26 protein-coding genes are annotated in these 23,955 nt (G+C 40.2%); 19 read left to right on the top strand and 7 right to left on the bottom strand.

Annotated elements, in window-relative coordinates; translation table 11 throughout:
* Window positions 1-64 precede the first annotated feature (64 nt).
* The 5 genes from KFQ09_RS02620 to ade all read left to right on the top strand — a co-directional run bounded on the left by KFQ09_RS02620 (window position 65) and on the right by ade (window position 5,346).
* Window positions 65-343, top strand: a complete 279-nt coding sequence (locus tag KFQ09_RS02620; RefSeq protein ID WP_017359400.1) for a transcriptional regulator AbhA — start codon at window positions 65-67, stop codon at window positions 341-343.
* 144 nt (window positions 344-487) lie between these two features.
* On the top strand, window positions 488-1,777 hold the full coding sequence (locus KFQ09_RS02615) for an ATP-binding protein (RefSeq protein WP_007498613.1): 1,290 nt from the start codon (window positions 488-490) through the stop codon (window positions 1,775-1,777).
* 27 nt (window positions 1,778-1,804) lie between these two features.
* Complete coding sequence (locus KFQ09_RS02610) at window positions 1,805-2,647, top strand: gamma-glutamylcyclotransferase family protein (RefSeq protein ID WP_035700616.1); 843 nt, start codon at window positions 1,805-1,807, stop codon at window positions 2,645-2,647.
* A gap of 37 nt (window positions 2,648-2,684) precedes the next feature.
* Window positions 2,685-3,353 carry a potassium channel family protein gene (locus KFQ09_RS02605; protein ID WP_008345123.1) on the top strand — a complete coding sequence of 223 codons (669 nt, stop codon included), beginning with the start codon at window positions 2,685-2,687 and terminating at the stop codon, window positions 3,351-3,353.
* A 262-nt stretch (window positions 3,354-3,615) separates the two neighbouring features.
* Window positions 3,616-5,346 (top strand): adenine deaminase, encoded by a 1,731-nt coding sequence (gene ade / locus KFQ09_RS02600; RefSeq protein WP_098680856.1) that lies wholly within the window; start codon window positions 3,616-3,618, stop codon window positions 5,344-5,346.
* Between the two features lie 99 nt (window positions 5,347-5,445).
* Here ade and rnjA read toward each other — a convergent pair whose 3' ends face one another.
* Together rnjA and KFQ09_RS02590 are read right to left on the bottom strand one after the other, a co-directional pair.
* Window positions 5,446-7,113 carry a ribonuclease J1 gene (gene rnjA / locus KFQ09_RS02595; RefSeq protein ID WP_008345116.1) on the bottom strand — a complete coding sequence of 556 codons (1,668 nt, stop codon included), beginning with the start codon at window positions 7,111-7,113 and terminating at the stop codon, window positions 5,446-5,448.
* A gap of 5 nt (window positions 7,114-7,118) precedes the next feature.
* Window positions 7,119-7,328, bottom strand: a complete 210-nt coding sequence (locus tag KFQ09_RS02590) for a DNA-dependent RNA polymerase subunit epsilon (protein WP_008345114.1) — start codon at window positions 7,326-7,328, stop codon at window positions 7,119-7,121.
* A 394-nt stretch (window positions 7,329-7,722) separates the two neighbouring features.
* Between KFQ09_RS02590 and KFQ09_RS02585 the strand changes: the two genes are divergently transcribed.
* Complete coding sequence (locus KFQ09_RS02585) at window positions 7,723-8,502, top strand: Cof-type HAD-IIB family hydrolase (protein ID WP_255836005.1); 780 nt, start codon at window positions 7,723-7,725, stop codon at window positions 8,500-8,502.
* 38 nt (window positions 8,503-8,540) lie between these two features.
* On the opposite strand, the gene def is transcribed toward KFQ09_RS02585, so the two are convergent.
* Both def and KFQ09_RS02575 read right to left on the bottom strand, forming a co-directional pair.
* Complete coding sequence (gene def, locus KFQ09_RS02580; RefSeq protein ID WP_008345111.1) at window positions 8,541-9,098, bottom strand: peptide deformylase; 558 nt, start codon at window positions 9,096-9,098, stop codon at window positions 8,541-8,543.
* Window positions 9,099-9,210: 112 nt separating this feature from the next.
* On the bottom strand, window positions 9,211-9,390 hold the full coding sequence (locus KFQ09_RS02575; RefSeq protein WP_026050085.1) for a YjcZ family sporulation protein: 180 nt from the start codon (window positions 9,388-9,390) through the stop codon (window positions 9,211-9,213).
* A gap of 235 nt (window positions 9,391-9,625) precedes the next feature.
* Between KFQ09_RS02575 and KFQ09_RS02570 the strand changes: the two genes are divergently transcribed.
* The 5 genes from KFQ09_RS02570 (at window position 9,626) to lpdA (ending at window position 15,827) form a co-directional block, all read left to right on the top strand.
* Window positions 9,626-10,294, top strand: coding sequence for a YkyA family protein (locus KFQ09_RS02570; RefSeq protein ID WP_017359395.1), 669 nt, complete (start codon window positions 9,626-9,628; stop codon window positions 10,292-10,294).
* A 567-nt stretch (window positions 10,295-10,861) separates the two neighbouring features.
* Complete coding sequence (pdhA, locus tag KFQ09_RS02565) at window positions 10,862-11,977, top strand: pyruvate dehydrogenase (acetyl-transferring) E1 component subunit alpha (RefSeq protein WP_007498599.1); 1,116 nt, start codon at window positions 10,862-10,864, stop codon at window positions 11,975-11,977.
* A 3-nt stretch (window positions 11,978-11,980) separates the two neighbouring features.
* Window positions 11,981-12,958, top strand: coding sequence for a pyruvate dehydrogenase complex E1 component subunit beta (gene pdhB / locus KFQ09_RS02560; RefSeq protein WP_007498597.1), 978 nt, complete (start codon window positions 11,981-11,983; stop codon window positions 12,956-12,958).
* 108 nt (window positions 12,959-13,066) lie between these two features.
* Window positions 13,067-14,410 carry a dihydrolipoamide acetyltransferase family protein gene (locus KFQ09_RS02555; RefSeq protein WP_008345100.1) on the top strand — a complete coding sequence of 448 codons (1,344 nt, stop codon included), beginning with the start codon at window positions 13,067-13,069 and terminating at the stop codon, window positions 14,408-14,410.
* A 4-nt stretch (window positions 14,411-14,414) separates the two neighbouring features.
* Window positions 14,415-15,827, top strand: a complete 1,413-nt coding sequence (gene lpdA / locus KFQ09_RS02550; RefSeq protein ID WP_003211097.1) for a dihydrolipoyl dehydrogenase — start codon at window positions 14,415-14,417, stop codon at window positions 15,825-15,827.
* 125 nt (window positions 15,828-15,952) lie between these two features.
* Here the strand turns inward: lpdA and KFQ09_RS02545 are convergent, their stop codons facing one another.
* The gene (locus KFQ09_RS02545) at window positions 15,953-16,333 is read right to left on the bottom strand and encodes a hypothetical protein (RefSeq protein ID WP_223255627.1); all 381 of its coding nucleotides are present in this window, start codon (window positions 16,331-16,333) and stop codon (window positions 15,953-15,955) included.
* A 317-nt stretch (window positions 16,334-16,650) separates the two neighbouring features.
* On the opposite strand from KFQ09_RS02545, the gene KFQ09_RS02540 reads away from it, so the two are divergent.
* Window positions 16,651-16,770, top strand: coding sequence for a GapA-binding peptide SR1P (locus KFQ09_RS02540; protein ID WP_003212464.1), 120 nt, complete (start codon window positions 16,651-16,653; stop codon window positions 16,768-16,770).
* A 44-nt stretch (window positions 16,771-16,814) separates the two neighbouring features.
* On the opposite strand, the gene KFQ09_RS02535 is transcribed toward KFQ09_RS02540, so the two are convergent.
* On the bottom strand, window positions 16,815-18,287 hold the full coding sequence (locus KFQ09_RS02535) for an aminotransferase class I/II-fold pyridoxal phosphate-dependent enzyme (protein WP_144684346.1): 1,473 nt from the start codon (window positions 18,285-18,287) through the stop codon (window positions 16,815-16,817).
* Window positions 18,288-18,477: 190 nt separating this feature from the next.
* On the opposite strand from KFQ09_RS02535, the gene KFQ09_RS02530 reads away from it, so the two are divergent.
* Window positions 18,478-18,747, top strand: a complete 270-nt coding sequence (locus KFQ09_RS02530) for a UPF0223 family protein (protein WP_008345089.1) — start codon at window positions 18,478-18,480, stop codon at window positions 18,745-18,747.
* Between the two features lie 27 nt (window positions 18,748-18,774).
* On the opposite strand, the gene KFQ09_RS02525 is transcribed toward KFQ09_RS02530, so the two are convergent.
* Window positions 18,775-19,410, bottom strand: coding sequence for a DUF1054 domain-containing protein (locus KFQ09_RS02525; protein WP_035392176.1), 636 nt, complete (start codon window positions 19,408-19,410; stop codon window positions 18,775-18,777).
* Between the two features lie 287 nt (window positions 19,411-19,697).
* On the opposite strand from KFQ09_RS02525, the gene KFQ09_RS02520 reads away from it, so the two are divergent.
* The 6 genes from KFQ09_RS02520 to KFQ09_RS02495 all read left to right on the top strand — a co-directional run bounded on the left by KFQ09_RS02520 (window position 19,698) and on the right by KFQ09_RS02495 (window position 23,921).
* Window positions 19,698-19,886 carry a hypothetical protein gene (locus tag KFQ09_RS02520; protein ID WP_008345085.1) on the top strand — a complete coding sequence of 63 codons (189 nt, stop codon included), beginning with the start codon at window positions 19,698-19,700 and terminating at the stop codon, window positions 19,884-19,886.
* A 133-nt stretch (window positions 19,887-20,019) separates the two neighbouring features.
* Entirely contained in the window at window positions 20,020-20,826 is an 807-nt protein-coding gene (locus tag KFQ09_RS02515) for an inositol monophosphatase family protein (protein ID WP_007499854.1), read from the top strand.
* A 183-nt stretch (window positions 20,827-21,009) separates the two neighbouring features.
* Window positions 21,010-22,860 (top strand): DMT family transporter, encoded by a 1,851-nt coding sequence (locus KFQ09_RS02510; protein WP_255836004.1) that lies wholly within the window; start codon window positions 21,010-21,012, stop codon window positions 22,858-22,860.
* Window positions 22,850-23,113 (top strand): hypothetical protein, encoded by a 264-nt coding sequence (locus tag KFQ09_RS02505; RefSeq protein WP_025207275.1) that lies wholly within the window; start codon window positions 22,850-22,852, stop codon window positions 23,111-23,113. Before KFQ09_RS02510 ends, KFQ09_RS02505 begins: the two co-directional genes overlap by 11 nt.
* Complete coding sequence (locus KFQ09_RS02500; RefSeq protein WP_175580593.1) at window positions 23,113-23,631, top strand: sigma-70 family RNA polymerase sigma factor; 519 nt, start codon at window positions 23,113-23,115, stop codon at window positions 23,629-23,631. Before KFQ09_RS02505 ends, KFQ09_RS02500 begins: the two co-directional genes overlap by 1 nt.
* Window positions 23,628-23,921, top strand: a complete 294-nt coding sequence (locus tag KFQ09_RS02495) for an anti-sigma factor family protein (RefSeq protein ID WP_025207277.1) — start codon at window positions 23,628-23,630, stop codon at window positions 23,919-23,921. Before KFQ09_RS02500 ends, KFQ09_RS02495 begins: the two co-directional genes overlap by 4 nt.
* The last annotated feature ends 34 nt before the right edge of the window (window positions 23,922-23,955 follow it).

Here is a 23,955-nt window from a genome sequence, read left to right as displayed (position 1 = left end):
TACGATATATCAATTGGTGAAAAACAGATTGATCTTGAGCTAATGAAAGAAAGAGGGAACGAAATTGAAATCTATCGGAGTTGTAAGAAAAGTAGATGAACTAGGGCGTATTGTGATGCCAATCGAATTGAGAAGAGCACTTGATATCGCTATTAAAGACAGTATGGAATTTTTTATAGATGGAGATAAAATCGTCTTGAAAAAATATCAGCCAGAGGGAGTCTGCCTGATGACTGGTGAGATTACTTCTGAGAACCACGAGTATGGAAATGGTCAAATTACATTAAGCGCTGAAGGCGCAGAACTACTGCTAAAAGAGCTTCAAGAAGCCCTTCAGCAGTAAATAAAAATAGCCTGTTCTCTCCCATTGTGCTGAGAGCAGGCTTTTTTTTCTAAAAAAGTTCCTTAAAAATGCCGCATCTCCCTCAAAAAATAAGTGGAAAATGGTACAATTGACAAAGAATCTCAGGGCGGCAGGTGGAATTATTTGAACAAAACATATCAAGTACGGATCCTGTTATCCGTTCTTGCATTTATATTAATTTTGAGCTGGGATTTCTTTTATTATCTTAGCGGCTATCACATTAATTGGCCGCTCGATCTAGCCTTTACAGTCGTTGTTTTGGCCGGTATTTGGACCATCTCAGGCTATGTGGACCGGTTGAATTTGCTTGTATCAGATTTAAATAAACGAGAAAAAGAAGCACACGAACTGACAGAGCGGCTGAATCGAATCACAGATAACTTGCAAGAAATCGTTTTTGAAACCAATGAAAAAGGGGAAATCATTTTTTTAAATCAAGCATGGAAACAAATGACGGGTTACGACATAGAGGAGTGTCTAGGTACGATGTACAATCAGTACTTTGATCAAGAAGAGCATGTCGTTCAGCATTTGTTGTCTGTGATCAAAGAGCATAAGGATGAGGGGCGGGTGGAGCTGCAGCTTCTCCATAAAGAAGGAAAAAAGGTATGGGGAGATGTGCATTATAAGCTTTATTTCGATGAACAGCACCAGTTTACTGGAGGTATTGGAACGGTTGCAGATATCACGAAACAAAAGCAGGCAAAGCTTGAACTTGAAAGATCAAATCAGCAACTGCAAATGCAGGCACAAAAGCTGGCTGTTGCAGGACAAATAGCTGCTGGCATTGCCCATGAAGTCAGAAATCCGCTCACCTCAGTCAATGGATTTTTGCAGCTGATGAAAACGCAATATCCTGAAAGAACCGATTATTTTGATATCATCTTTTCTGAAATTAAACGCATTGATTTTGTTTTAAGTGAACTGCTTGTCTTAGCAAAACCTCAATCGGTTCAATTTCAAGAAGTACAGCTCCATGATTTGCTAGAGCAGGTGATTACCTTATTAAAGACAAATGCCGTTCTTTCAAATATTGATCTCAAACAGCCATTTAAAAAGCAGGATGCTGGCACGATATTAGCAGACGCCAATCAAATGAAGCAGCTGTTCATTAACTTAATCAAAAATGCGATCGAGGCGATGCCTGAAGGCGGCAATATATACATATCAACAGAAAAAGTGATGAATGAATGGAAAATCACGATCCAAGATGAAGGAAAAGGAATGTCCGAAGAGGACATTCTGAAAATATATGATCCTTTCTTTTCGACTAAAAAAGAAGGTACAGGACTTGGTTTAACGATCTGTGCGACGATCTTAAAAGATCACCATGGAAGAATGGATGTAAAGAGCGAGCTCAGCAAAGGGACGGCTTTTGATATTTACTTACCTGTGTATCAAAAAAGCAGATAGTAGCAAGGTGAGAGGGTGTGATGTGTGATGACGAAGGAGACAAAAACGTTATTTGTGTATGGGACACTTTTAAAGCACGAAAAGTATCACGAGACATTGATGAAAGAAAGCAGTCCATTAGCAGCATCTGCTTGGATAAAAGGGAGACTGTACGATACAGGTGAGGGTTACCCTGTGTGTGTTGTCTCGGAACAAAACACAGTATACGGAGAATTGTATGAGGTCAGTGATGAAACGTTGCATAAGATAGATGAGCTAGAGGAAGGGTATGACCAGCAGGAAATAGAGGTTATGACAGACCAGGGACCAAGGTCAGCCGTTGCTTATACAATATGTAAGCAGAAGGCTTCGAGCCTAAAGGAGATTGAAAGCGGCTGCTGGAAGTCATATCAACTATGGGAGCGCAAACCGTCTTCCTTCTATTATTTTGCCTATGGGTCCTGCATGGATGATGCAAGGTTTAAGCTTGCGAAAGTGGATCATTATTTCAAACAAATCATCGGCGGCGGCACACTTGATCGTTTTACCACAAGGTTTACATTGGTGCGTCCTGATGGATCAAGAGCAGATATGGTAGAAGACGGCGGAGAAACAGAGGGTGTTCTATATGAAGTGCCTTTTGATGCCATTCGTTATTTGTACAAACGAGAAGGTGTAAATGAAGGGACTTATCGTCCAGCATTTGTCGATGTCACAGTAGGTGATCAAGTGTATGAGGACTGCTTAACGTTTCTCGTTTTAAAAAAGAGCGAAGAAATTGCGCCTCCTGGTCATTATCGCAGTGAAATCGAAAAAGGAGCAGACCTTTACTTAAGTGAAGCGTTCCGTAAAAAAATACGGTCACATATGGATTCATTAATGAAACCGTAGTAAAATGCATGGTAAGTGATATAAAAGGAGTCTGAACATGAAAAAGGAATATGCAGTCATTGGTCTTGGACGCTTCGGCGGAAGTATCTGCAAGGCGCTAAGCGAAGAAGGACTTGAAGTCATGGCCATGGATATGAATGAAGATCGTGTGAACGAATATGCTAAAATTGCATCACATGCCGTGATTGGTGATTCGACGGACGAATCTGTTTTAAAGAACCTAGGCATTCGCAATTTTGATCATGTGATCGTTGCGATAGGTGAAAACATTCAGGCGAGTATTTTAACAACGATTATGCTGAAAGAACTTGGTGTCAAAATGGTCACAGTGAAAGCTCAAAATGACTACCATGAAAAGGTTTTGAATAAAATTGGTGCGGACCGTATTGTCCATCCTGAACGAGACATGGGCAGACGGATTGCACATAAAATTATTTCTAACAACGTGCTTGATTATTTAGAGCTGTCAGATGAGTACAGCCTTATTGAAATCGTAGCCAACAGCAGACTTGCTGGGCACTCTTTGTTAGATCTCGACATTCGTGCAAGGTACGGGATCAATATCGTGGCAATTAAGCGCGGGAAAGAAGTGATCGTTTCACCGCTCGCAGATGAAATGATTCAAAAAGAAGATATTCTCATTGTCATTGGGGCAGTGGCAGATATCGGGCGCTTTGAAAAACGGGAAATGCAGAACGACTATTAAACACTCCGAGAAGGGGTGTTTTTTGCTTTAGAAGTGTACATATGGGGCGGACATTGTGGGAGAGAACAAAGTGGAAAAGAGCCGTTTACTTTCTAAAAGAACAGCAAAATAGAACATGGTTATTTTTCAGCCAATTATCACTATTCAGAAATAAAAATCAATCTTTTGATATGGTTGATTTTCTCTAAATGTCATTGACTGGACAAACAGATTCGTTTACGATAAGAAACATTATATTGTTTACTCGGAGGAGGCAGTGTCGTTGGATAAGGAGCTTTTCAGACATCAAATTGAGGTAGCTGCAAAGAGAAAAAAAGCAGCCCTAGTGATTAAACATGCGAAGGTTATGGACGTGTTTAACCAGGAATGGATAGACGCTGATGTCGCTGTTGAAAATGGAAAAATAGTAGGAATTGGGGAGTATGAGGGAGAACAGGAGCTGGATGCAACAGGTCAAATGCTTGTTCCCGGTTTCATTGACGGCCACGTTCATATCGAATCCTCGATGGTGACTCCTGCTGAATTTTCCAAAGCTGTCGTTCCTCACGGCGTGACAACTGTTGTAACAGACCCGCATGAAATTGCCAATGTATCCGGTGTTGCAGGTATCCGTTTTATGCTCGAAGAAGCGAGAAAAGCTGCTCTAAATATATATTTCATGCTGCCATCCTGTGTACCGGCAGTCAGCTTTGAACGATCAGGTGCTACACTAAAAGCAAAAGATTTAAAGCCTCTTTATCAGGAGAAAGAAGTGCTTGGCCTTGCCGAAGTGATGGATTATGTTGCGGTGGAGCAAGCGGAAGAAGATATGCTTCAAAAACTGCTTGATGCTCACCATGAACATAAACTCATTGATGGCCATCTAGCAGGATTAACGGAACGATTAATTAATGTGTACCGAACAGCTAATGTCCAAACGGATCATGAGGTGACAACAGCTCAAGAGGCCCTTGAACGTGTCAAAAGAGGCATGTATGTTATGCTCAGAGAAGGCTCTGTTGCTAAAAACGTGAAAAACGTATTACCTGCTGTCAATGAGAAGAATGCGAGACGCTTTTTCTTTTGTACGGATGATAAACATTTAGATGATTTAATGGCTCAAGGAAGTATTGATGAACAAGTACGGATGTCGATACAAGAAGGATTGGACCCCTTTTTAGCATATCAAATGGGAAGTTTAAACGCAGCGGAGTGCTTCGGTCTCAAAACAAAGGGAGCGATTGCACCAGGCTTTGACGCGGATTTTATGCTCATTTCTGACTTACATGAGGTAAAAATTACAAGCGTCTTTATCGCAGGAGAATTGGTCTCTGAACATGGAGAATATTTGCCAAGTGTCGACAAGATCACGCCAAATTCTTCGCTCATGCAATCGGTACATGCAGTGGACGTTCAAGAGAAAGATTTAACGCTGCCTATAACAGATCATCAAAAGATGAATGTCATTCGCATTATACCGAATCAGCTTGAAACGAAATTAGAACAAATATCTCCATCTGGAAGCGATGGACAATTTACGAGTGATATTGATCGAGATGTATTAAAAATAGTACTTGTCGAACGCCACAAAGGTCTATCTGAAATTGGGATAGGGGTTGTCAGCGGATTCGGCTTAAAAGAGGGGGCAATTGCAACAACAGTTGCCCATGACTCGCATAACTTAATTGCCGTTGGAACAAATGATGCTGATATGATCAAAGCCATTGAGACGTTAAAAGAAGCAGGGGGCGGTTTGACCGTTGTAAAAGATGGAGAAGTTCTTCATACGCTTCCATTACCGATTTCCGGTTTATTATCAGATCAACCTGCACATACGGTCAATGAAAGCCTTCATGCACTTCATGATGCTTTAAAGGAAACAGGCTTTGTCTTAGACTTTAATCCGTTTTTGACATTATCCTTCTTGGCACTGCCAGTCATTCCTGATGTGAAAATGACAACACAAGGATTGTTTGATGTGAGAAGTTTTCAGCATCTCCCGATTCAATCGTAAAACAATGACTGAACCCGCACGTATCGTACAGATATGCGGGTTTTTTTATTGCGCATAAAAAAGAGACACAGCCAATTGGCTGTGTCTCCCTGTACGTCCTTACACTTCCATAATAATCGGTAAGATCATTGGGCGGCGTCTTGTTTTTTCATAAAGGAAAGGAGCAAGAGTGTCAGTAATCTCGTTCTTAATTTCTGACCATTGAGTCGTCTTACGTTCCATTACTTTTTCAAGATGCTTTGAAATGAGATCTTGCGCGTCATTAATGAGGTCTCCAGATTCTCTCATGTAGACAAAACCTCTTGAGATTAAATCAGGACCTGCAGAAATTTTGAATTCTTTCATATCCATGCTGACAACAACAATGACAAGACCTTCTTCTGAAAGAATGCGGCGGTCTCTTAACACGATGTTGCCGATATCACCAATACCGCTACCGTCGATATACACGTTGCCTGATGGAATTTTGCCAGCGACACTTGCTTCGTCACCTTTCAGTGCAAGAACTTCACCGTTATCCATGATAAAGCAGTTTTCCTCAGGGATTCCGCAATCATTCGCAAGTTTAATATGCGTTTTTTGCATGCGATACTCACCGTGAATCGGCATGAAGAATTTTGGTTTAATTAAACGGAGCATCAGCTTTTGTTCTTCCTGCCCGCCGTGTCCAGAGGTATGAATATTATTGAGTGAGCCATGAATGACTTCAGCACCAGCACGATACAGCTGGTTAATAGTACGGCTTACGCTAATATTGTTACCTGGGATCGGTGAAGACGAGAAGACAACAGTGTCTCCAGGGTTAATTGAAATCTGGCGGTGCGTACCGTTGGCAATACGAGAAAGAGCGGCCATCGGTTCACCCTGACTACCAGTACAAAGAATGGTTACTTTGTTTGCTGGAAGGCGGTTGATTTCATTGTGTTCAATGAACGTGTTTTTTGGACATTTGATATATCCGAGCTCTTGTCCAATATCAATGGCAGACTCCATGCTACGTCCAAACACAGCGACTTTTCGGCCATTGGCAACAGCTGACTCGATGACTTGCTGAAGTCTGTGAATGTTAGATGCAAATGTAGCAAAGATAATACGACCATCTACTTTTCTGAAGATGTCATCAATGCTTTCACCTACACGTCTTTCGGACATCGTAAATTCTGGAATTTCACTATTTGTACTGTCAGATAGAAGACAAAGAACGCCTTCTTTCCCGATCTCAGCCATTTTCGTTAAATTGGCAGGCTCGCCAACAGGAGTAAAGTCAAACTTGAAATCGCCTGTATGTACGATGTTACCAGGAGGTGTCTTCACGACAATTCCATAAGAATCTGGGATACTGTGCGTCGTTCTAAAGAAAGACACAGCTGTTTTTCTAAATTTGATCGTATCTTCTTCTTCAAAGATGTGAAGTTTGGTCTGTCTTAATAGACCATGCTCTTCCAATTTGTTACGAAGTAGGCCGATTGCGAGTTTGCCTCCGTAAACTGGAATATTCACTTGCTTGAGAAGGTAAGGGATACCGCCGATGTGGTCTTCATGTCCATGAGTAATAAAAAGACCTTTGATTTTATCTTCGTTTTTAACTAAATACGTATAGTCAGGGATGACGTAATCAATTCCAAGAAGTTCATCTTCAGGGAACTTAATACCAGCATCAATCAAAATGATTTCATCTTGAAATTGAACGCCATACGTGTTTTTACCGATCTCGCCTAATCCGCCGAGCGCAAAAACTGCCGCCTGATCGTTTTTTACAAATTTCATTCCTCTCATAGCTCCAATACTTTAAAATTTTCACTTTCTCGTTCATAGTCTAAAAAAGCACCGTCTACAGGCTGAATGAATTCAATATTGTAGTTATGTTTTTTCAACTTATCGCGTACGTCTCTTTCAGAAACCGCTTCAACGTATAGTGAATCTGTGTGTTCTCTCACAGGTACCTCAGTCGTACTTGCCTGAAAAAATACCTTATATATCATCCAAATCTCTCCTTAAATACCGTATGTTACACTCGCTTACTCTATTATATTAAAAAAACGCGCATAAGAAAAGTCTCAGAGAAAAAAGGACCTTCAGCAAATGTGCGGAAGATCCTTTTAAGCAATCGATTTTTTACGAAGCATGTCCTTCCATTGTCTTCGAATTTTCTTGCGCAGACGACGAAGCATCGCGGATCGCCTCCTTTCGGTATGAGTCTCATTCAGCCATTTGTTCCGTTCTCTCTGTATACTTGTATTATATGATGTTTCCACTTAATGTTACATGGTTATATGTGGGAAATGGGCGTTTTAAGAGGAAGTGGTTTCGTCAGTGAAGATCTTTCTGTATGATGAAGGGGAGAGGGTATACATAACAAGAGACAGGAGACGAGATATGAATAAAAAAGTCATCTTCTTTGATATCGACGGTACTTTATATGACCATGATAAAAAAATACCTGAATCAACGAAGCGAGCTGTTCGTTTATTAAAAGAAAAAGGGCATCATCTCTTCATTGCATCTGGCCGTTCGCCTTTTCTTATCCAGCCTATTTTAGAAGAAATAGGGCTTGACTCATTTATTGCTTATAACGGTCAGTATGTCATGTACGAAGGAGAAGTCATTTACGGCAATCCGCTTAAGCAAGAGCTGATGGATAAAATTTATGAAACAGCGGATCAACATGATCATCCGCTTGTTTTCATGGGAGAGAAGACGATGAAGGCGTCTGTGCCGAACCATCCATTTATCCATGAAGGGATCGGCACTTTAAAAACAGAGCATCCCGAGCATGATTTGTCATTCTTTAAAGAAAACGTCATTTATCAAATGCTGCTATTTTGTAAAGCAGAAGAGGAACACCAATATGAAGCGTTCCGTGAAGAAATTGATCTCGTCAGGTGGCATGAGCTGTCTACTGATGTCCTGCCAAAAGGTGGATCAAAGGCTGAAGGAATTAAACGAGTCATTGAAAGACTTCCGTACGATCAAAAGGACACAATTGCCTTCGGTGACGGGCTGAACGATCGAGAAATGATTTCGTTTGTTGGAACAGGCGTTGCGATGGGGAATGCAGTCAATGAATTAAAAACATTAGCTGACTTTGTCACCAAACCTGTAGATGAGGATGGCATATTCCACGCTGTGACTGAATTAGGCCTTATTGATGAATAAAAAACAAGACCCGCTGATGGACGGGTCTTGTTTTTATATTATGATCTGCCGATCGCAACCGCGTTGTCTGGCTCGGCGAATGGATGATCTTTTTGAATATGATCATAAAACATAATGCCATTTAAGTGGTCAATTTCATGCTGAAAAACGATGGCCGGAAACCCTTTGAGGCGAATATCAATGTCTTCACCTTCAAGCGTTGTACCTTTCACCCTGATTTTTTCATAGCGCGGGACGAATCCAGGGATGGCTTCATCAACAGATAAACAGCCTTCTCCAGTAGCTAAATAAGCTCTTTTGACTGAATGGCTAACAATGCGAGGATTGAATAATGCATAGCTGTAAAGTTCTCCGCCCTCGTCTTCACAGTGAACAGCGATCATTCGTTTACTGATATTGATTTGCGGAGCTGCTAGGCCAACACCGGGTCTAAGTTCATATTTTTCAGCAATGTCTGCATCCTGACTGTTTTTGACAAATTCAATCATGTCAGCTAATTGCTGTTTTTCTTCTTCTGTTGGCGGGAGTTCGACCGCTTCAGCTGTTTGTCTTAAGACGGGATGCCCGTCTCGTACGATATCATCCATGGTAATCACAAAACTTCACTCCTATTTCCTTTGTATGTAAAGTATATAAAATGATACACAACATATGCAATGAAATAAAGAAGACCGGTCGTATGAGACCGGTCAGAGGCTTATTCAGCCATTAGCAGCAGCCACCGCCGCCTAAGAATGCTGCGCCAACAATGATCAATAGAATGAATAGGACGACGATTAAAGCGAATGTACGTCCACCACCGTAACCGCAACCGTATCCACCACCATAACTTGGATAGCAACAACCGCCGCCGTATCCATAACCGTAACCGCCGTATCCACCATACATACTTCCATGACTATAATTAGACATACTTTTGACCTCCTTTGGAAATACACTCGGCCTCTCATAAGTGAAGGCGAAGCGTGTAATATAAACTATGTATGAATGCACTATTTGTATAGTCATGAGCCTAGAGCATGAAAAAAATCTTCTTTCCCCTCAAAAAACACGCCTCTTTCCTTGTCACAACCGCCCTGAAAAATTATAGTGGTATGTGGAGATGTAAAGGGGGACCTTGTAATTGAAACAGATGAAAAGAAGAATAAAAGCAGGTGCAGCTTTAGCGGGGATATGTACCCTCTTGCTTGCGGGCTGCGGAGGTCAAAATCCGCTTTATGAGATGCAAGATGCTATGACGAAAATGAGCGAAAAAGAAGCATCCTTTGAAAAAGAACAAGGTGCACTGCAAAGCTATGAGAAAAAAGAGCAGCAGTTGTATAAAAAAATGATTCAAACAACAAAAGACCACACAAAAACAGTCTCAAACTTGTCTGATCAAGCATTAGCATCGGCAGAAAAGCGTGAAGAACATTTAAAAACAGAAAAAGACAGCATGGATCAATCGAAAAAAGAATTTCAATCTGTAAAGGAATTCGCTGAACAGATAAAAGATGCGGAAGTAAAAGACAAAGCAGAACAAACAGTCAAATCAATTGAAAAAAGATATGCATCGTATGATCAGCTTTACCGTGAGTATCAAAAGGCGCTGAAACAAGACAAGCACTTGTATGAATCTTTAAAAAGAAAAGACTTAGGATACGCTGAACTGAAATCCAAACTGAAAACAGTCAATCGTTCCTATAGTAAAGTGAGAAAAGAAAGCAAGAAGTTCAATCAATATACAGATCAATTGAACGAATATAAACAAGCTTTATACAAAACAGCTCAGAAAGAATCACAAAATAGCTAAAAACAGTACTTGCATATTTGCTAGCTCTGTTTATCGCTGCTACTCACAAAGTGCCTGCGTGCCGTTACTCGTTTTTCCAAGATATCAAACTGAAAAGAAGAGAAAGGGTTAAAATGAAGTTCATTTTAGCCCTTTGTCCATCACGATCAAAAGAGCTAAAAATAGCTCTTTTTTTATTTTTCGACAAAAACAAACATGTGCTATTGTAGTACAGTGATCCACTCTATACTAGTACAGTTTGTGCTGTTGATTAAACAGATTGATACAGGTCACCATAAAAAGTAAAGCGAATACATTTATTTAAATAAAGCCGTTAAATCAATTGACGGACTATTTTTCTTGTTGTAAACTATTCCTTGTTAACAGAAGTTGTATTAGTTTTTTGTGAACTATCGTTAATACAGTTAGAAAAACTCAAAAGCAAGCGATCATCCAATGTTTCGACAATGATCTTTGTGGCTATTATATACAGGAGTCATATGAGCATTTTGGGTTATCCTATATCTGTATGTATAAATGGATTCACGACAAATTGACTGTTAAAAGAAAGGAAGAGGTGACTTTAGAATGGCTGCAAAAACAAAAAAAGCAATTGTTGATAGCAAAAAGCAATTCGATGCCATCAAAAAGCAGTTTGAAACGTTCCAAATTTTAAACGAAAAAGGCGAAGTCGTAAACGAAGCGGCAATGCCAGATCTTTCAGATGACCAATTAAAAGAATTAATGCGCCGTATGGTGTTTACACGTGTATTAGATCAACGTTCAATTTCATTGAACCGTCAAGGACGTCTTGGCTTCTATGCGCCAACAGCTGGACAAGAAGCTTCTCAGCTTGCAACTCACTTTGCACTTGAGAAAGAAGATTTCATTCTTCCAGGATATCGTGATGTACCACAATTAATCTGGCATGGTCTTCCACTAACAAAAGCATTCTTGTTCTCTCGTGGACACTTTGTTGGGAACCAAATGCCTGAAGATGTGAATGCACTTTCTCCGCAAATCATTATCGGTGCACAAATCATTCAAGCTGCTGGTGTAGCTCTTGGTTTGAAAAAGCGCGGTAAAAATGCTGTTGCAATCACTTACACTGGTGATGGTGGAGCTTCACAAGGTGATTTCTACGAAGGTATTAACTTTGCAGGGGCTTACAAAGCGCCAGCGATTTTTGTTGTCCAAAACAACAGATATGCGATCTCTACACCTGTTGAAAAGCAATCTGCTGCACAAACGATTGCACAAAAAGCAGCTGCAGCTGGTATCGTAGGCGTACAAGTTGACGGTATGGATGCATTAGCTGTATACGCAGCGACTGCTGAAGCTCGTGAGCGTGCTGTAAATGGTGAAGGTCCAACATTAATTGAAACTCTTACATTCCGTTACGGCCCACATACAATGGCTGGTGACGATCCAACAAGATATCGTACAAAAGAAGATGAAAATGAGTGGGAGCAAAAAGATCCATTGGTACGCTACCGCAAATTCTTGGAAAACAAAGGCCTTTGGTCTGAAGAAGAAGAGAATAAAGTCATCGAAGATGCAAAAGAACAAATCAAACAAGCAATCAAAGAAGCTGACGAACAGCCTAAGCAGAAAGTCACTGATTTGATTGAAAACATGTACGATGTGAAACCATTTAACTTGGTTGAACAGCTTGAAATCTACAAACAGAAGGAGTCGAAGTAAGCCATGGCGCAAATGACATTGATTCAAGCGATCACTGATGCGTTACGCACAGAACTGAAAAATGACGAAAACGTTCTCGTTTTCGGAGAAGACGTTGGTAAAAACGGCGGCGTATTCCGTGCGACTGAAGGATTGCAAAAAGAGTTTGGTGAGGATCGTGTATTCGATACTCCACTTGCTGAATCTGGTATTGGCGGTCTTGCAATTGGCCTTGGACTACAAGAATTCCGCCCAGTAATGGAAATTCAATTCTTCGGATTCGTTTACGAAGTATTAGATTCTGTTTCTGGACAAATGGCTCGTATGCGTTACCGTTCTGGTGGACGCTGGCATTCTCCAGTGACAATCCGTTCTCCATTTGGTGGAGGAGTTCACACACCTGAGCTTCACGCTGACAGCTTAGAAGGTCTTATTGCACAACAGCCTGGTATCAAGGTTGTTATTCCTTCAACACCTTACGATGCAAAAGGACTATTAATTTCTGCAATCCGTGACAACGATCCGGTTGTATTCCTTGAGCATATGAAACTTTATCGTTCTTTCCGTCAGGAAGTTCCTGAAGAAGAGTACACAATTGAAATCGGTAAAGCTGACGTGAAACGTGAAGGTTCTGACCTTTCAATCATCACTTACGGTGCAATGGTTCACGAATCACTTAAAGCTGCTGAAGAACTTGAAAAAGAAGGCGTTTCTGCTGAGGTCGTCGACCTTCGTACAGTGAGCCCACTTGATATTGAAACAATCATCGCTTCTGTTGAAAAAACAGGCCGCGCGATCGTTGTTCAAGAAGCACAAAAACAAGCTGGTATTGCAGCAAACGTAGTAGCTGAAATCAATGATAGAGCAATCCTTAGCCTAGAAGCACCAGTACTTCGTGTAGCTGCACCTGATACTGTATTTGCTTTCTCTCAAGCTGAGAGCGTATGGCTTCCAAACCATAAAGACGTGCTTGAAACAGCTAAGAAAGTTCTTGAATTTTAATTAAATGACAGAGGGGAAAAGAATTTATTTCTCTTCCCCTTTATCAATTACATGACCGTGTAATGTTGACAGAACAATGGTTTAACATAATCTAGGAGGCGAAAAACAGTGGCATTTGAATTTAAACTTCCGGACATCGGAGAAGGTATCCACGAAGGTGAGATCGTTAAGTGGTTTGTAAAACCAAACGACGAAATCAATGAAGATGACGTTTTAGCAGAGGTACAAAATGATAAAGCAGTTGTAGAAATTCCTTCACCTGTTAAAGGAAAAGTATTAGAATTAAAAGTTGAAGAGGGAACAGTTGCAACTGTAGGACAAACAATCATTACGTTTGATGCACCTGGTTACGAAAATCTTCAATTTAAAGGCAGCGAAGAAGAAGGCGAAGCGAAAACTGAAGCTCAAGTACAAGGTACTGCTGAAGCTGGTAACGAGCCTGAAAAGAAAGAAGTTGCTCAAGAAGAAGCGGCAGCAGCAACTGGTGCTGGCGCACAAGAGCAAGTAGATGCTGATCCTAACAAACGCGTTATTGCTATGCCATCTGTACGTAAATATGCGCGTGAAAAAGGCGTTGAAATTTACAAAGTTGCAGGTACTGGTAAAAATGGCCGCGTGCTAAAAGAAGATATCGACAGCTTCCTTAATGGCGGTTCTGCAGCAACTCAAGAAGCAGCACCTCAAGCAGCTGAAAGTGCGAAAGAAGAAGCAGCTCCAAAAGCGGCAGCAGCTCCAGTTCTAGAAGGAGAATTCCCAGAAACTCGCGAGAAAATGAGCGGAATCCGCAAAGCGATCGCAAAAGCAATGGTGAACTCTAAGCACACAGCTCCTCACGTAACATTAATGGATGAAGTTGATGTAACAAACCTTGTTGCACATCGTAAACAATTCAAACAAGTTGCAGCTGATCAAGGAATCAAGTTAACTTACTTGCCTTACGTTGTAAAAGCTCTAACTTCTGCTTTGAAAAAGTACCCAGTACTTAACACTTCTATCGATGATAAAACAGATGAAGTTGTTCAAAAGCATTACTACAACATCGGAATTGCAGCTGATACTGAAAAAGGCTTGCTCGTTCCAGTTGTGAAAAATGCAGATCGCAAAGCGATTTTCGAAGTATCTAATGAAATCAACGAGCTTGCAACAAAAGCACGTGATGGTAAATTGGCTCCAGCTGAAATGAAGGGTGCATCTTGCACAATCACAAACATCGGTTCTGCTGGTGGACAATGGTTTACTCCAGTCATCAACCACCCAGAAGTAGCGATCCTTGGTATTGGCCGTATCGCTGAAAAAGCGGTTGTTCGTGATGGCGAAATCGTTGCAGCTCCAGTCTTAGCTCTTTCCCTAAGCTTTGACCACCGTATGATTGATGGAGCTACTGCGCAAAATGCCCTTAACCACATCAAGCGTTTATTGAATGATCCACAATTAATTTTAATGGAGGCGTAAATTCATGGTAGTAGGAGATTTCCCAATCGAAACAGATACTCTTGTCATCGGTGCAGGTCCTGGTGGATATGTAGCTGCTATTCGTGCTGCACAGCTAGGACAAAAAGTAACAATCGTTGAAAAAGGAACACTTGGCGGCGTATGTCTAAACGTCGGCTGTATCCCTTCAAAAGCATTGATCAATGCTGGACATCGTTTCGAGAATGCAAAGCATTCTGAAGACATGGGTATCAAAGCTGAAAACGTAACAGTTGATTTCACAAAAGTTCAAGAGTGGAAAGCTTCTGTTGTAAACAAATTAACAGGTGGAGTTCAAGGTCTTCTAAAAGGAAATAAAGTAGACATCGTCAAAGGTGAAGCTTATTTCGTAGACAGCAACTCTGTACGTGTCATGGATGAAAATTCAGCGCAGACTTATACATTTAAAAATGCAATTCTTGCAACTGGATCTCGTCCAATCGAATTGCCTACATTTAAATACACAGACCGCGTGATCAACTCAACTGGTGCTTTAGCGCTTAAAGAAGTACCTAAAAAGTTAGTTGTCATCGGTGGTGGATACATCGGTACTGAGCTTGGTACTGCTTATGCGAACTTTGGAACAGAAGTTGTCATCCTTGAAGGTGGAGACGAAATCCTTCCAGGTTTTGAAAAGCAAATGAGCTCTTTAGTGAAACGTAACCTGAAGAAAAAAGGAAACGTTGAAATTCATACAAACGCTCTTGCAAAAGGCGTTGAAGAAAAATCTGACGGTGTCACTGTTACTTTCGAAGTAAAAGGTGAAGAAAAAACTGTCGATGCTGACTACGTACTTGTGACTGTTGGTCGTCGTCCAAACACAGATGAGCTTGGTCTTGAGCAAGTTGGTGTTGAATTGACAGACCGCGGAGTTGTCAAAACTGACAAACAATGCCGTACAAGCGTTTCAAACATCTATGCAATTGGTGACATCGTTGATGGACCACCACTTGCACACAAAGCTTCTTACGAAGGTAAAATTGCTGCTGAAGCAATCGCTGGAGAGCCAGCTGAAATTGATTACCTTGGTATTCCTGCTGTTGTATTCTCTGAGCCAGAACTTGCAACTGTTGGATACACTGAAGCAGAAGCGAAAGAAGAAGGAATCGACATCGTTGCAGCGAAATTCCCATTCGCAGCGAACGGACGTGCACTTTCTCTTGATGCAACTGATGGCTTCATGAAAATGATCACTCGTAAAGAGGATGGTCTAGTGATCGGTGCACAAATCGCAGGTGTTGGCGCTTCTGATATGATTTCAGAGCTTAGCCTTGCAATTGAAGCTGGAGTGACAGCTGAAGATATCGCAATGACAATTCACGCTCACCCAACTTTAGGTGAAATCACAATGGAAACGGCTGAAGTAGCAATCGGAAGCCCAATCCATATCGTAAAATAATGAACGTTGAAATCCTCTCCACACGGAGAGGGTTTTTTTATGTATGTGAAACCTCGCTGAAAACGAAAAGCCCTCATGAGCTGAGGGCTTTTTTCATATGGATATATAAGTGCAAAGTCGAACCGTTAATTTGTATTCACTCGATCTAATGCTTGGCATATGGGTGATAAGATATCCTCTTTACTTCGGACATTACCTTCCACCTTCACAATGACCTTTTCATTATTGACAAGTAAAATAGCCGGCAGTTCGTCTACTTCATTTTTCCAGCCTTTACGATCTTCTTTGACAATCATCTTGGACATTTCCTTCGGATATTCATTTTTTAAATCGAGCACTGCGTCATAATAAGGACTTTCTTTATCAAGATTTTCTGCATCAGTAAAAAAGAGAATTCTTGGCTTTTGAATATGACTGACCTGGTCTGTCTGATTCGGTATGATATACGCAAATGAGCATGAACTAAGTACAAAGAGCATAGGGAATATAATGAGAAGGGTCCTCATAAAATTCAATCTATTCACCTCAAAATCCTTTGGGGTTGTACCAACATTTTTAGGAGCCAGTTCCCTGTTAGTCACTCTAGTGTATCACGTCCTTTTTGACAATTTTCGATTGTTACTTAATTGTTACAGAATTGATATGAAGCAAAATACATTTGAAACGTTTCCTCAATATGATGAGAAAAAAGCATATATTTATAAAAAATGATTAAATGTGTCATACAATTAACCGTTGACAACTTAAATGTGACATCATATTATAGAGATATGAAATAGATTAAACGCTTTCAAACTTTGAGTAAAGAAAAGGGGAATGTACTGTGGGTACAATTATTTGTCAAGATTGCAATGAAACCATTGATCAATTTGAAAATGAAAAAGTGACAACACTTTATGGAACATGTGGTCACTGTCATTGCTGTGATGAAGCCTCTGAATAAATAAAAAAAGCATGCAGCTCCAATGGGGGCTGCATGTTTCTTTTTTATAAAATGGCTTTTTGTTCTTTAATGACACGAATCATATCTAGTGTGGAATCTTCTGGTCCTTGAACAGGAAGACCGATTTCGATATTTTTAAAGATATAGGAGATATTTTCTTCTGTGATGATTTCTCCTGGTATAAAAATAGGAATACCAGGCGGATAAACCATGACAAATTCTGCAATGATCCGGCCAGCCGCTTCTTTAAATGGAATGACTTCCGTTGTTGCGTAAAAAGCGTCACGGGGCGTCATCGCAAGCGAAGGGATTTCAGGCAGTAACACTTCTGTCACGGCTTGTTTGCCGCCTTGACGTGCAGAGGTGGCCGCAATTTCCTTCATAGCCATTACAAGCTTATCAATCGTCTCATCACAATCGCCAGGCGTCACGATACATAAAATGTTGTATAGGTCAGAGAGCTCTACTTCAATTCGGTAGCTTTCTCTCAGCCATTTCTCCACATCATGGCCATTCAGTCCAAGGTCTTTAATGGAGATGATTAATTTTGTTGGGTCATAATCGTAAGTAGAAGGTGAACCGAGAATTTCTTGACCAATACAAGTAATACCTTCAATTTCGTTTAAACGAGTTCTTGCTGATTCAGCTAATCGAATGGCTTCATCTGCAAGTGCCTTTCCTTCAGTCGCTAATCGCTTTCTAGCGACATCCAGGGAGGCTAAAAGCAAATAAGAAGTAGACGTAGTTGTCAGCATGCTTAAAATAGATTGTACTCGATCCTTTGAAACAAGCCCTTCTTTTATATTTAAAATCGAGCTTTGGGTGAGAGAGCCGCCAAGTTTATGCACACTTGTTGCTGCCATATCAGCTCCCGCCTGCATCGCAGACAATGGAAGCTCATCGTGAAAATGAATATGCACACCATGTGCCTCATCTACAAGAACAGGTACGTCATATGAATGAGCAATCTCTACAATGGTTTTTAAATCAGCTGAAATGCCAAAATACGTTGGGTTAATCACAAGCAGCCCTTTCGCATCTGGGTGTTTAGTCAGCGCTTTTTTAGCTGACTCTGGCGTGATGCCATGAGAGATGCCAAGCTCTTTGTCAATTTCCGGGTGAATAAAAACAGGTACTGCACCAGAAAATACAATAGCAGACATAATCGACTTATGGACATTACGTGGAACAATAATTTTGTCTCCAGGACCACAGACGGTCATCACCATTGTCATGATCGCGCCGCTTGTTCCTTGTATAGAGAAAAACGTATGGTCGGCACCAAATGCTTCTGCTGCAAGCTCCTGTGCTTCTTTGATCATTCCTCGAGGCGAATGTAAATCATCAAGAGGTTCTATATTAATAAGGTCAATGCTTAATGCATTGTCTCCAATGAATGCTCTAAATTCAGGGTCCATTCCGGCTCCTTTTTTATGGCCTGGAATGTGAAATTGGACTGGATTGGTTGAAGCGTGTTTTTTTAGTCCAGTGTATAAGGGTGTATCATGTTGTGACAATTGCTTTCCCACCTTCATCGAAATATCTGCTATTATTATCCCAATAACAGCAGATTTCATTGCATAAAACAAAAGAATTATATTATGAACTGATCGGAATGTAAAGCATAAAATCAATCGGATTCTGATCAAACAGATGCTATAATAAAAGTTCAAATAAGAAATGTGGATTAAAGTGAGGGACAAGTAAATGGAATATCAATATCCAATGGACGTCGACTGGACAACTGAAGAAAAGATGGCGGTCATTTCATTTTTTCAAGCCGTTGAAAAAGCCTATGAAACAGGAATTGCGAAACAAGCGTTACTAGAGGCTTATAAACGATTTAAAGAAGTTGTACCATCAAAAGCAGAAGAAAAGACGCATTGTGCGGCGTTTGAAAAGGGAAGTGGGTATTCCCCTTATCGCACAGTAAAAAGTGCAAGAGAGGCTGAAGAAACAGCTATGATACGGATGTAAAAAACGAGCCAATATAGGCTCGTTTTTTTATACAGATTCTTTTTGTGTAAAGCGGTATAGATAAGTTACTGTGCGGAAGGCATCTTCAATTTTTGATAAGAATTCTTCATTATTCATTTGAACAACTTCTTCTCTAGGAAGCTGGATGCCGCAAAGGAGTTCGGCCTTTTTGACTGTTTGAACACGTTCAAATAGTGTTCTCAGCTGTTCAGCATCAAGTTCGCTGTGGCGGAGGACGTCCGGTTTCATATGATCCTTAGACCAAACAAAGTCTTGCGGTATTTTCTTTTGGATCGTGTCCAGCTCTTTTTCGAATAATTGCCCATATTCACCTTTTACTGGAGATTCATAAATGAGCGCAAACCATACAAATACATGAGTTTTCCAAAGCCCAATTTGAAAATGAGGGAGCTTTTTATACCCACGCTTACTGTTAGCGAAAGCCACCCAAGTGTCATTTGGCGGGTTGACTGATCTTCTTGCATGTTTTGCCACGTGGACAAACATTTCGTCTCCTGTAATAGAAGAAAGAAGCGGTGCAAAATGTTCACCAAGTGCTTCAAGCTTTGGACGGACTCTCTCTTTTAATACGGCCATACGTTCATCTAAACCGTCTACTGTGAATGTTTCAAAATCTTCATCTCTAAAACGCATTTCACTCATGTTATGCCTCCTGTATCTTTTCGCTGATCATATTTTATCATAGCTTGGGTCAAGCTCAAAAAAAGATGCACTTTAAAGAGAAAGATAGCAGGGATCTTGGTTCGGCGTTTAAAAACATCGATTTTGTGGTACATAACAAATAGGTAAAAACACAATTTTCAGAATGTCGTTGCGGTTATGCGATCGCTTCATACGATATAAGCAAGAACCATTTCTCTTATCGATTGTATTTTTTATCAATGAAAACTGACAACGAATGAATCATTCTCTGGAAGGGGCGTTGACCAATGAAGCAAATCGTGAAGCATGGGTATAGACAAGAGAAGAAGAATCGCATCGCTGTGTGGAGATTAGAGGTTGATTATGAGCTTTCTACGCTTCATGAAGCCATCGAGCAAAAAGATGATATCCAAGTAGAACGCAGCAAACGAAAGCTTGAGCGCCTAAGAAAAGAATGGGAGCAGCTTCAAGGGTAAAACAAGGTGAGGTAAAAACGAACCAATTCATCGGTTCGTTTTTGTATGAAGCTGCTTTTTTCTTGCTTTTACGTACATAATATCAGTATGCTAATACAAATAGGTACTACATAGAAAAGAGGTTTACAGTCCGATGACAAACTGGGTGGAAATTGACCGACTTGCAAAGCTTTGGGTAAAAGAAGCGGGTAGCCGCATTAAAGCATCCATGCAGGAAGGTCTATCAATTGAAACAAAATCAAATCCAAATGATCTTGTCACAAACATCGATAAAGAAACAGAACGTTTCTTCATTGAAAAGATACAGTCGACATTTTCAGATCATCATATTTTAGGAGAAGAGGGCCAAGGGGAAGAAGTGACCTCTCTTGACGGGATCGTATGGATCATTGATCCAATTGATGGCACCATGAACTTTGTCCATCAAAAACGAAATTTTGCCATTTCAATTGGGATATTTGAACATGGTGTGGGGAAAATCGGTCTTATTTATGACGTCATCCATGACGAGCTCTATCATGCAGTCAAAGGAGAAGGGGCATATATGAACGATATCTTACTCCCGCCTTTAAAAGATGTCGCCATTGAAAAAGCCATTGTCGGCATTAACCCAACATGGGCGATTGAAAGCCCTCATTTTGACGCTAAGCCGTTTGCCCGTCTCGTACGCGATGTGAGAGGAACACGAACGATTGGGTCAGCTGCACTTGAACTAGCTTATATTGCAAGCGGAAGAAGCGACGCATATGTCACGTTAAGGCTAGCGCCTTGGGATTATGCTGCTGGATGTGTGTTACTTGATGAGGTAGGCGCTGTTTACTCGAATATTCACGGAGAACGCTTAACGTTTCTAGAGAAAAATAGCATTGTTGCTGGAAATCGATCCGTCTGTGAAAAAATCTTGCATGATTACATAAAGGGAAGCGGAAATAAAAAATAAACAAAATCACTTCATGAGAATGAAGTGATTTTTTGTATTTGATGAAACTTTTTGACAAGTCAAATGTCTATACGAACGAGGCCTTAATTTGAAGTAAAGGATTGTGTAGCGATGTTTGATTTGTTTAGTGATTTATCCCTCCATTTTGAAAGGTTTTTTATTTTAAATGAGTACAGTATCCACATGATTCAATGGTGTGTGCTTGGACTATTTGTCCTTTTCATTACACTTCCCATATGGAAAGAAAAGAAGAGTCGTTATGTATTTTATGCTGGAATCGTATTAAGAGTAGTTCTGCTAGGGAGTATGACACTTGAGATGATTCACCAAGTTCTAGCTAGACAGTATACGATCGAAACATTTGAAGTGCTGACAGATTTCATGCAATTTCTCATCTATGGATATGTCTTACTTGCATCACTTTTCTATGTGATTTCTCTTCCTTATTTAAAAAATAAAGGCATGTTTTTTGCGTTTGATTTATCTGTGTTACTTCTGCCTTTATGTCAAACGATATTTATTGTGTTAGTTGAAAGCAAAAAGTTCTTTCTTAGCGGTGATACGGAGCTGGTATGGAGAGATTTGATCATCATTTTGCTTATGATTGGCTTTGCCGCTTTGGTACTTTACCTATTCTTTCGTTTGTTTTGGCATCAGAAGTGGAAAGAATTGCTGTTTTTCTATGGCTTGATTTTCGCTGCGCTGCTGTATATTTTTTATCCTTCTATCTCGAAGCATGAGCTGCAATCTTCGTTTAAGTCCATAGTGATTTTAGTAGCGGCCGCAGGAAGCTTTATGACATTACATTTGTTATGTGCGTTACTACAAAACAAGGTGAAGTTGAGACAGTGGGGTGCTTGGGGAATTGTCGTCTTTTTTATGCTGATGCTGAACCCAATCCTAAATCTCCCACATATCATGTTTCAATTTACTAAAACGGAATTGACAGATACTTTCTCAGAAGAATATCGCCCTTTATCTGAAGCAAGTGCAAAAGCATTCGCTTCAAAGTTTGTACCAGCGGACACTACATTATATTCAACGACTATTAAACAGCCGATCTCTGATAACTACGTGTTTGCAGCCGATCAGTATGAAGTGAATGTTTCTGCGTTTACAGGTGAATTAAACAGCTATTTTTATCATGGTCGCGCAAAGGGTCAGCATTTGACCGATAAAGAATATAGGGAAAAAACCATTGAATTTTTTGAAAGGAGCGGCCGATCCGTTGATCTAGACCGCATTCATGTAGTGGTTGAAAAAGAAGACGGGGAGACAAGCGTTCTTCTTTTGCCAAAAATGTCTCAGAATAAAGATGAGAGCTTAGCGTTTGCCACCTGGAAAAAAGAGACGCTTCGACAAGCGCAATATGGGAACGCCATCTTTCAATTGAAGGATGTAGACGGGATCAATTTAACAAACAAAGAAATGAAAACGAAAATTAATCGTATTTATAAAAAGTTAAATTTACAGCCACCAGCTTACCAGATCACAGACGTTGATGCTTTTTATTTTGAATGGCAGCATGAAGTGGCGGTAAAGACAGCCGATCAATCTGAATTTCTGTTTAATGGTTCAACGAAAGAATTGCTGAAAATACAGCTATCAAAAGCGATTCTTCAACAGAAAAAAGGAAATATCAGTGACGAAGATTTGTTTGAAATGATAGGGGAACAGTCAAAAGACGTGAAGACAGAAACAGGAACTCGTGAACACAAACAATATACTTTTCACGGGTCTTCAAATTTACTTCATGTGACGAGAGATGCCGATGGAATTGAGTTGAATTTGCAATCAGACTCTTCTTTACATACGGTATCGAATCAAGAACGTGATGAAGTCTATCAGCAAGTTCTCAAAAAGTATGAACCTTATGCCATCTATAAAAAACAAATCAAGCCGGTGAGAATGATCGACAAAGAGGGGAAAATGAGCATTTCGTGGTTTGTGATCATTCAAACCTTCGGATCGAATGAGCGGAAAATATATGAAGTAAATGGACGAACAAAAGAGGTGCAACGTTTTGACAGATAAAGAAAAACAAGCCATCTTTCAAGACTTATATGAATTGTATCAGGAAGGGGAGCTTGGAGAAGAGGCTTCTAACTGGATGAAGACGCATGAAAAGCAGTTTCAGCATTCTGTTAAGGGAAACGAGTTTGCTCCTATTCACACTGAGGATCAGAGCGATTATCTCGAATTAAAACGCATGAAGTGGTTTATTTCTTCGTTATACTTCTTTTATATCGTTTTATCAATTTGGATGACTGTGTGGTTTTATTTTTGATGTCTAGACCGACCAATCAAATTGAAAAAATATATGAAGAATATTTTCAGGAAATCACCAAATATTTATATCGCAGAACGGGAAATGTCGAAACAGCCAAGGATCTTGCGCAGGATGTATTTATCAAGGCACTGCATGGGTTATCCTCTTTTAAAGGACATTCAAGCATTAAAACATGGCTTTACACCATTGCTTATCATACATTTGTCAACGACTATCGCCGAAAAGTAAAACGAACTTTTACGGATGTAGAAAAAGCTGATTTTTTAGAGCAGCAGATATTCATGACACCTGAAGACCATTTAGAAACTCAAGCTGATATTCAAAGGCTGTGGAGCCATATCAATCAATTGAAGGATTCTTACCGAGAAGTCCTCATTTTAAGAGATATTCAGGAATTATCGTATGAAGAAGTAGCGGAAATTTTGAATTGGACTTTATCTAAAGTAAAGACAACCCTTCATCGAGCAAGATTAGAGCTGAAACGAAAGCTACATTGTGAGGAGTTCAACAAATGAACTGTTATTTGATTGAAGAACTATTACCACTTTATATAGAAGGGGACACGAGTGAAGAAACAAATCAATTAGTGAATGAGCACTTACGTTCATGCAAAAAATGCCTTCATCTATATGAAGAAATGAAAGAACCAGTCTCTATTGCAAAGTCAACAGATTTCATACCGTTCATAGATGAAAAAGAAGAAAAAAGAAAGTTTGAAAAGCGCTACTATGGAAAACTGTTATTACGGGCAAGTATCGTTTTTAGTATCGTCTATCTCATCATGCTCTTGATCTATTGGATATAAGAAAGAACCCCCATCTGGATGAACCGGATGGGGG

This window comes from Bacillus sp. FS02 (assembly GCF_024398395.1).
GTDB lineage: Bacteria > Bacillota > Bacilli > Bacillales > Bacillaceae > Bacillus > Bacillus altitudinis.
Note: the sequence above shows the minus strand (reverse complement) of the source record. Positions and strands in the feature narration are given on the sequence as shown.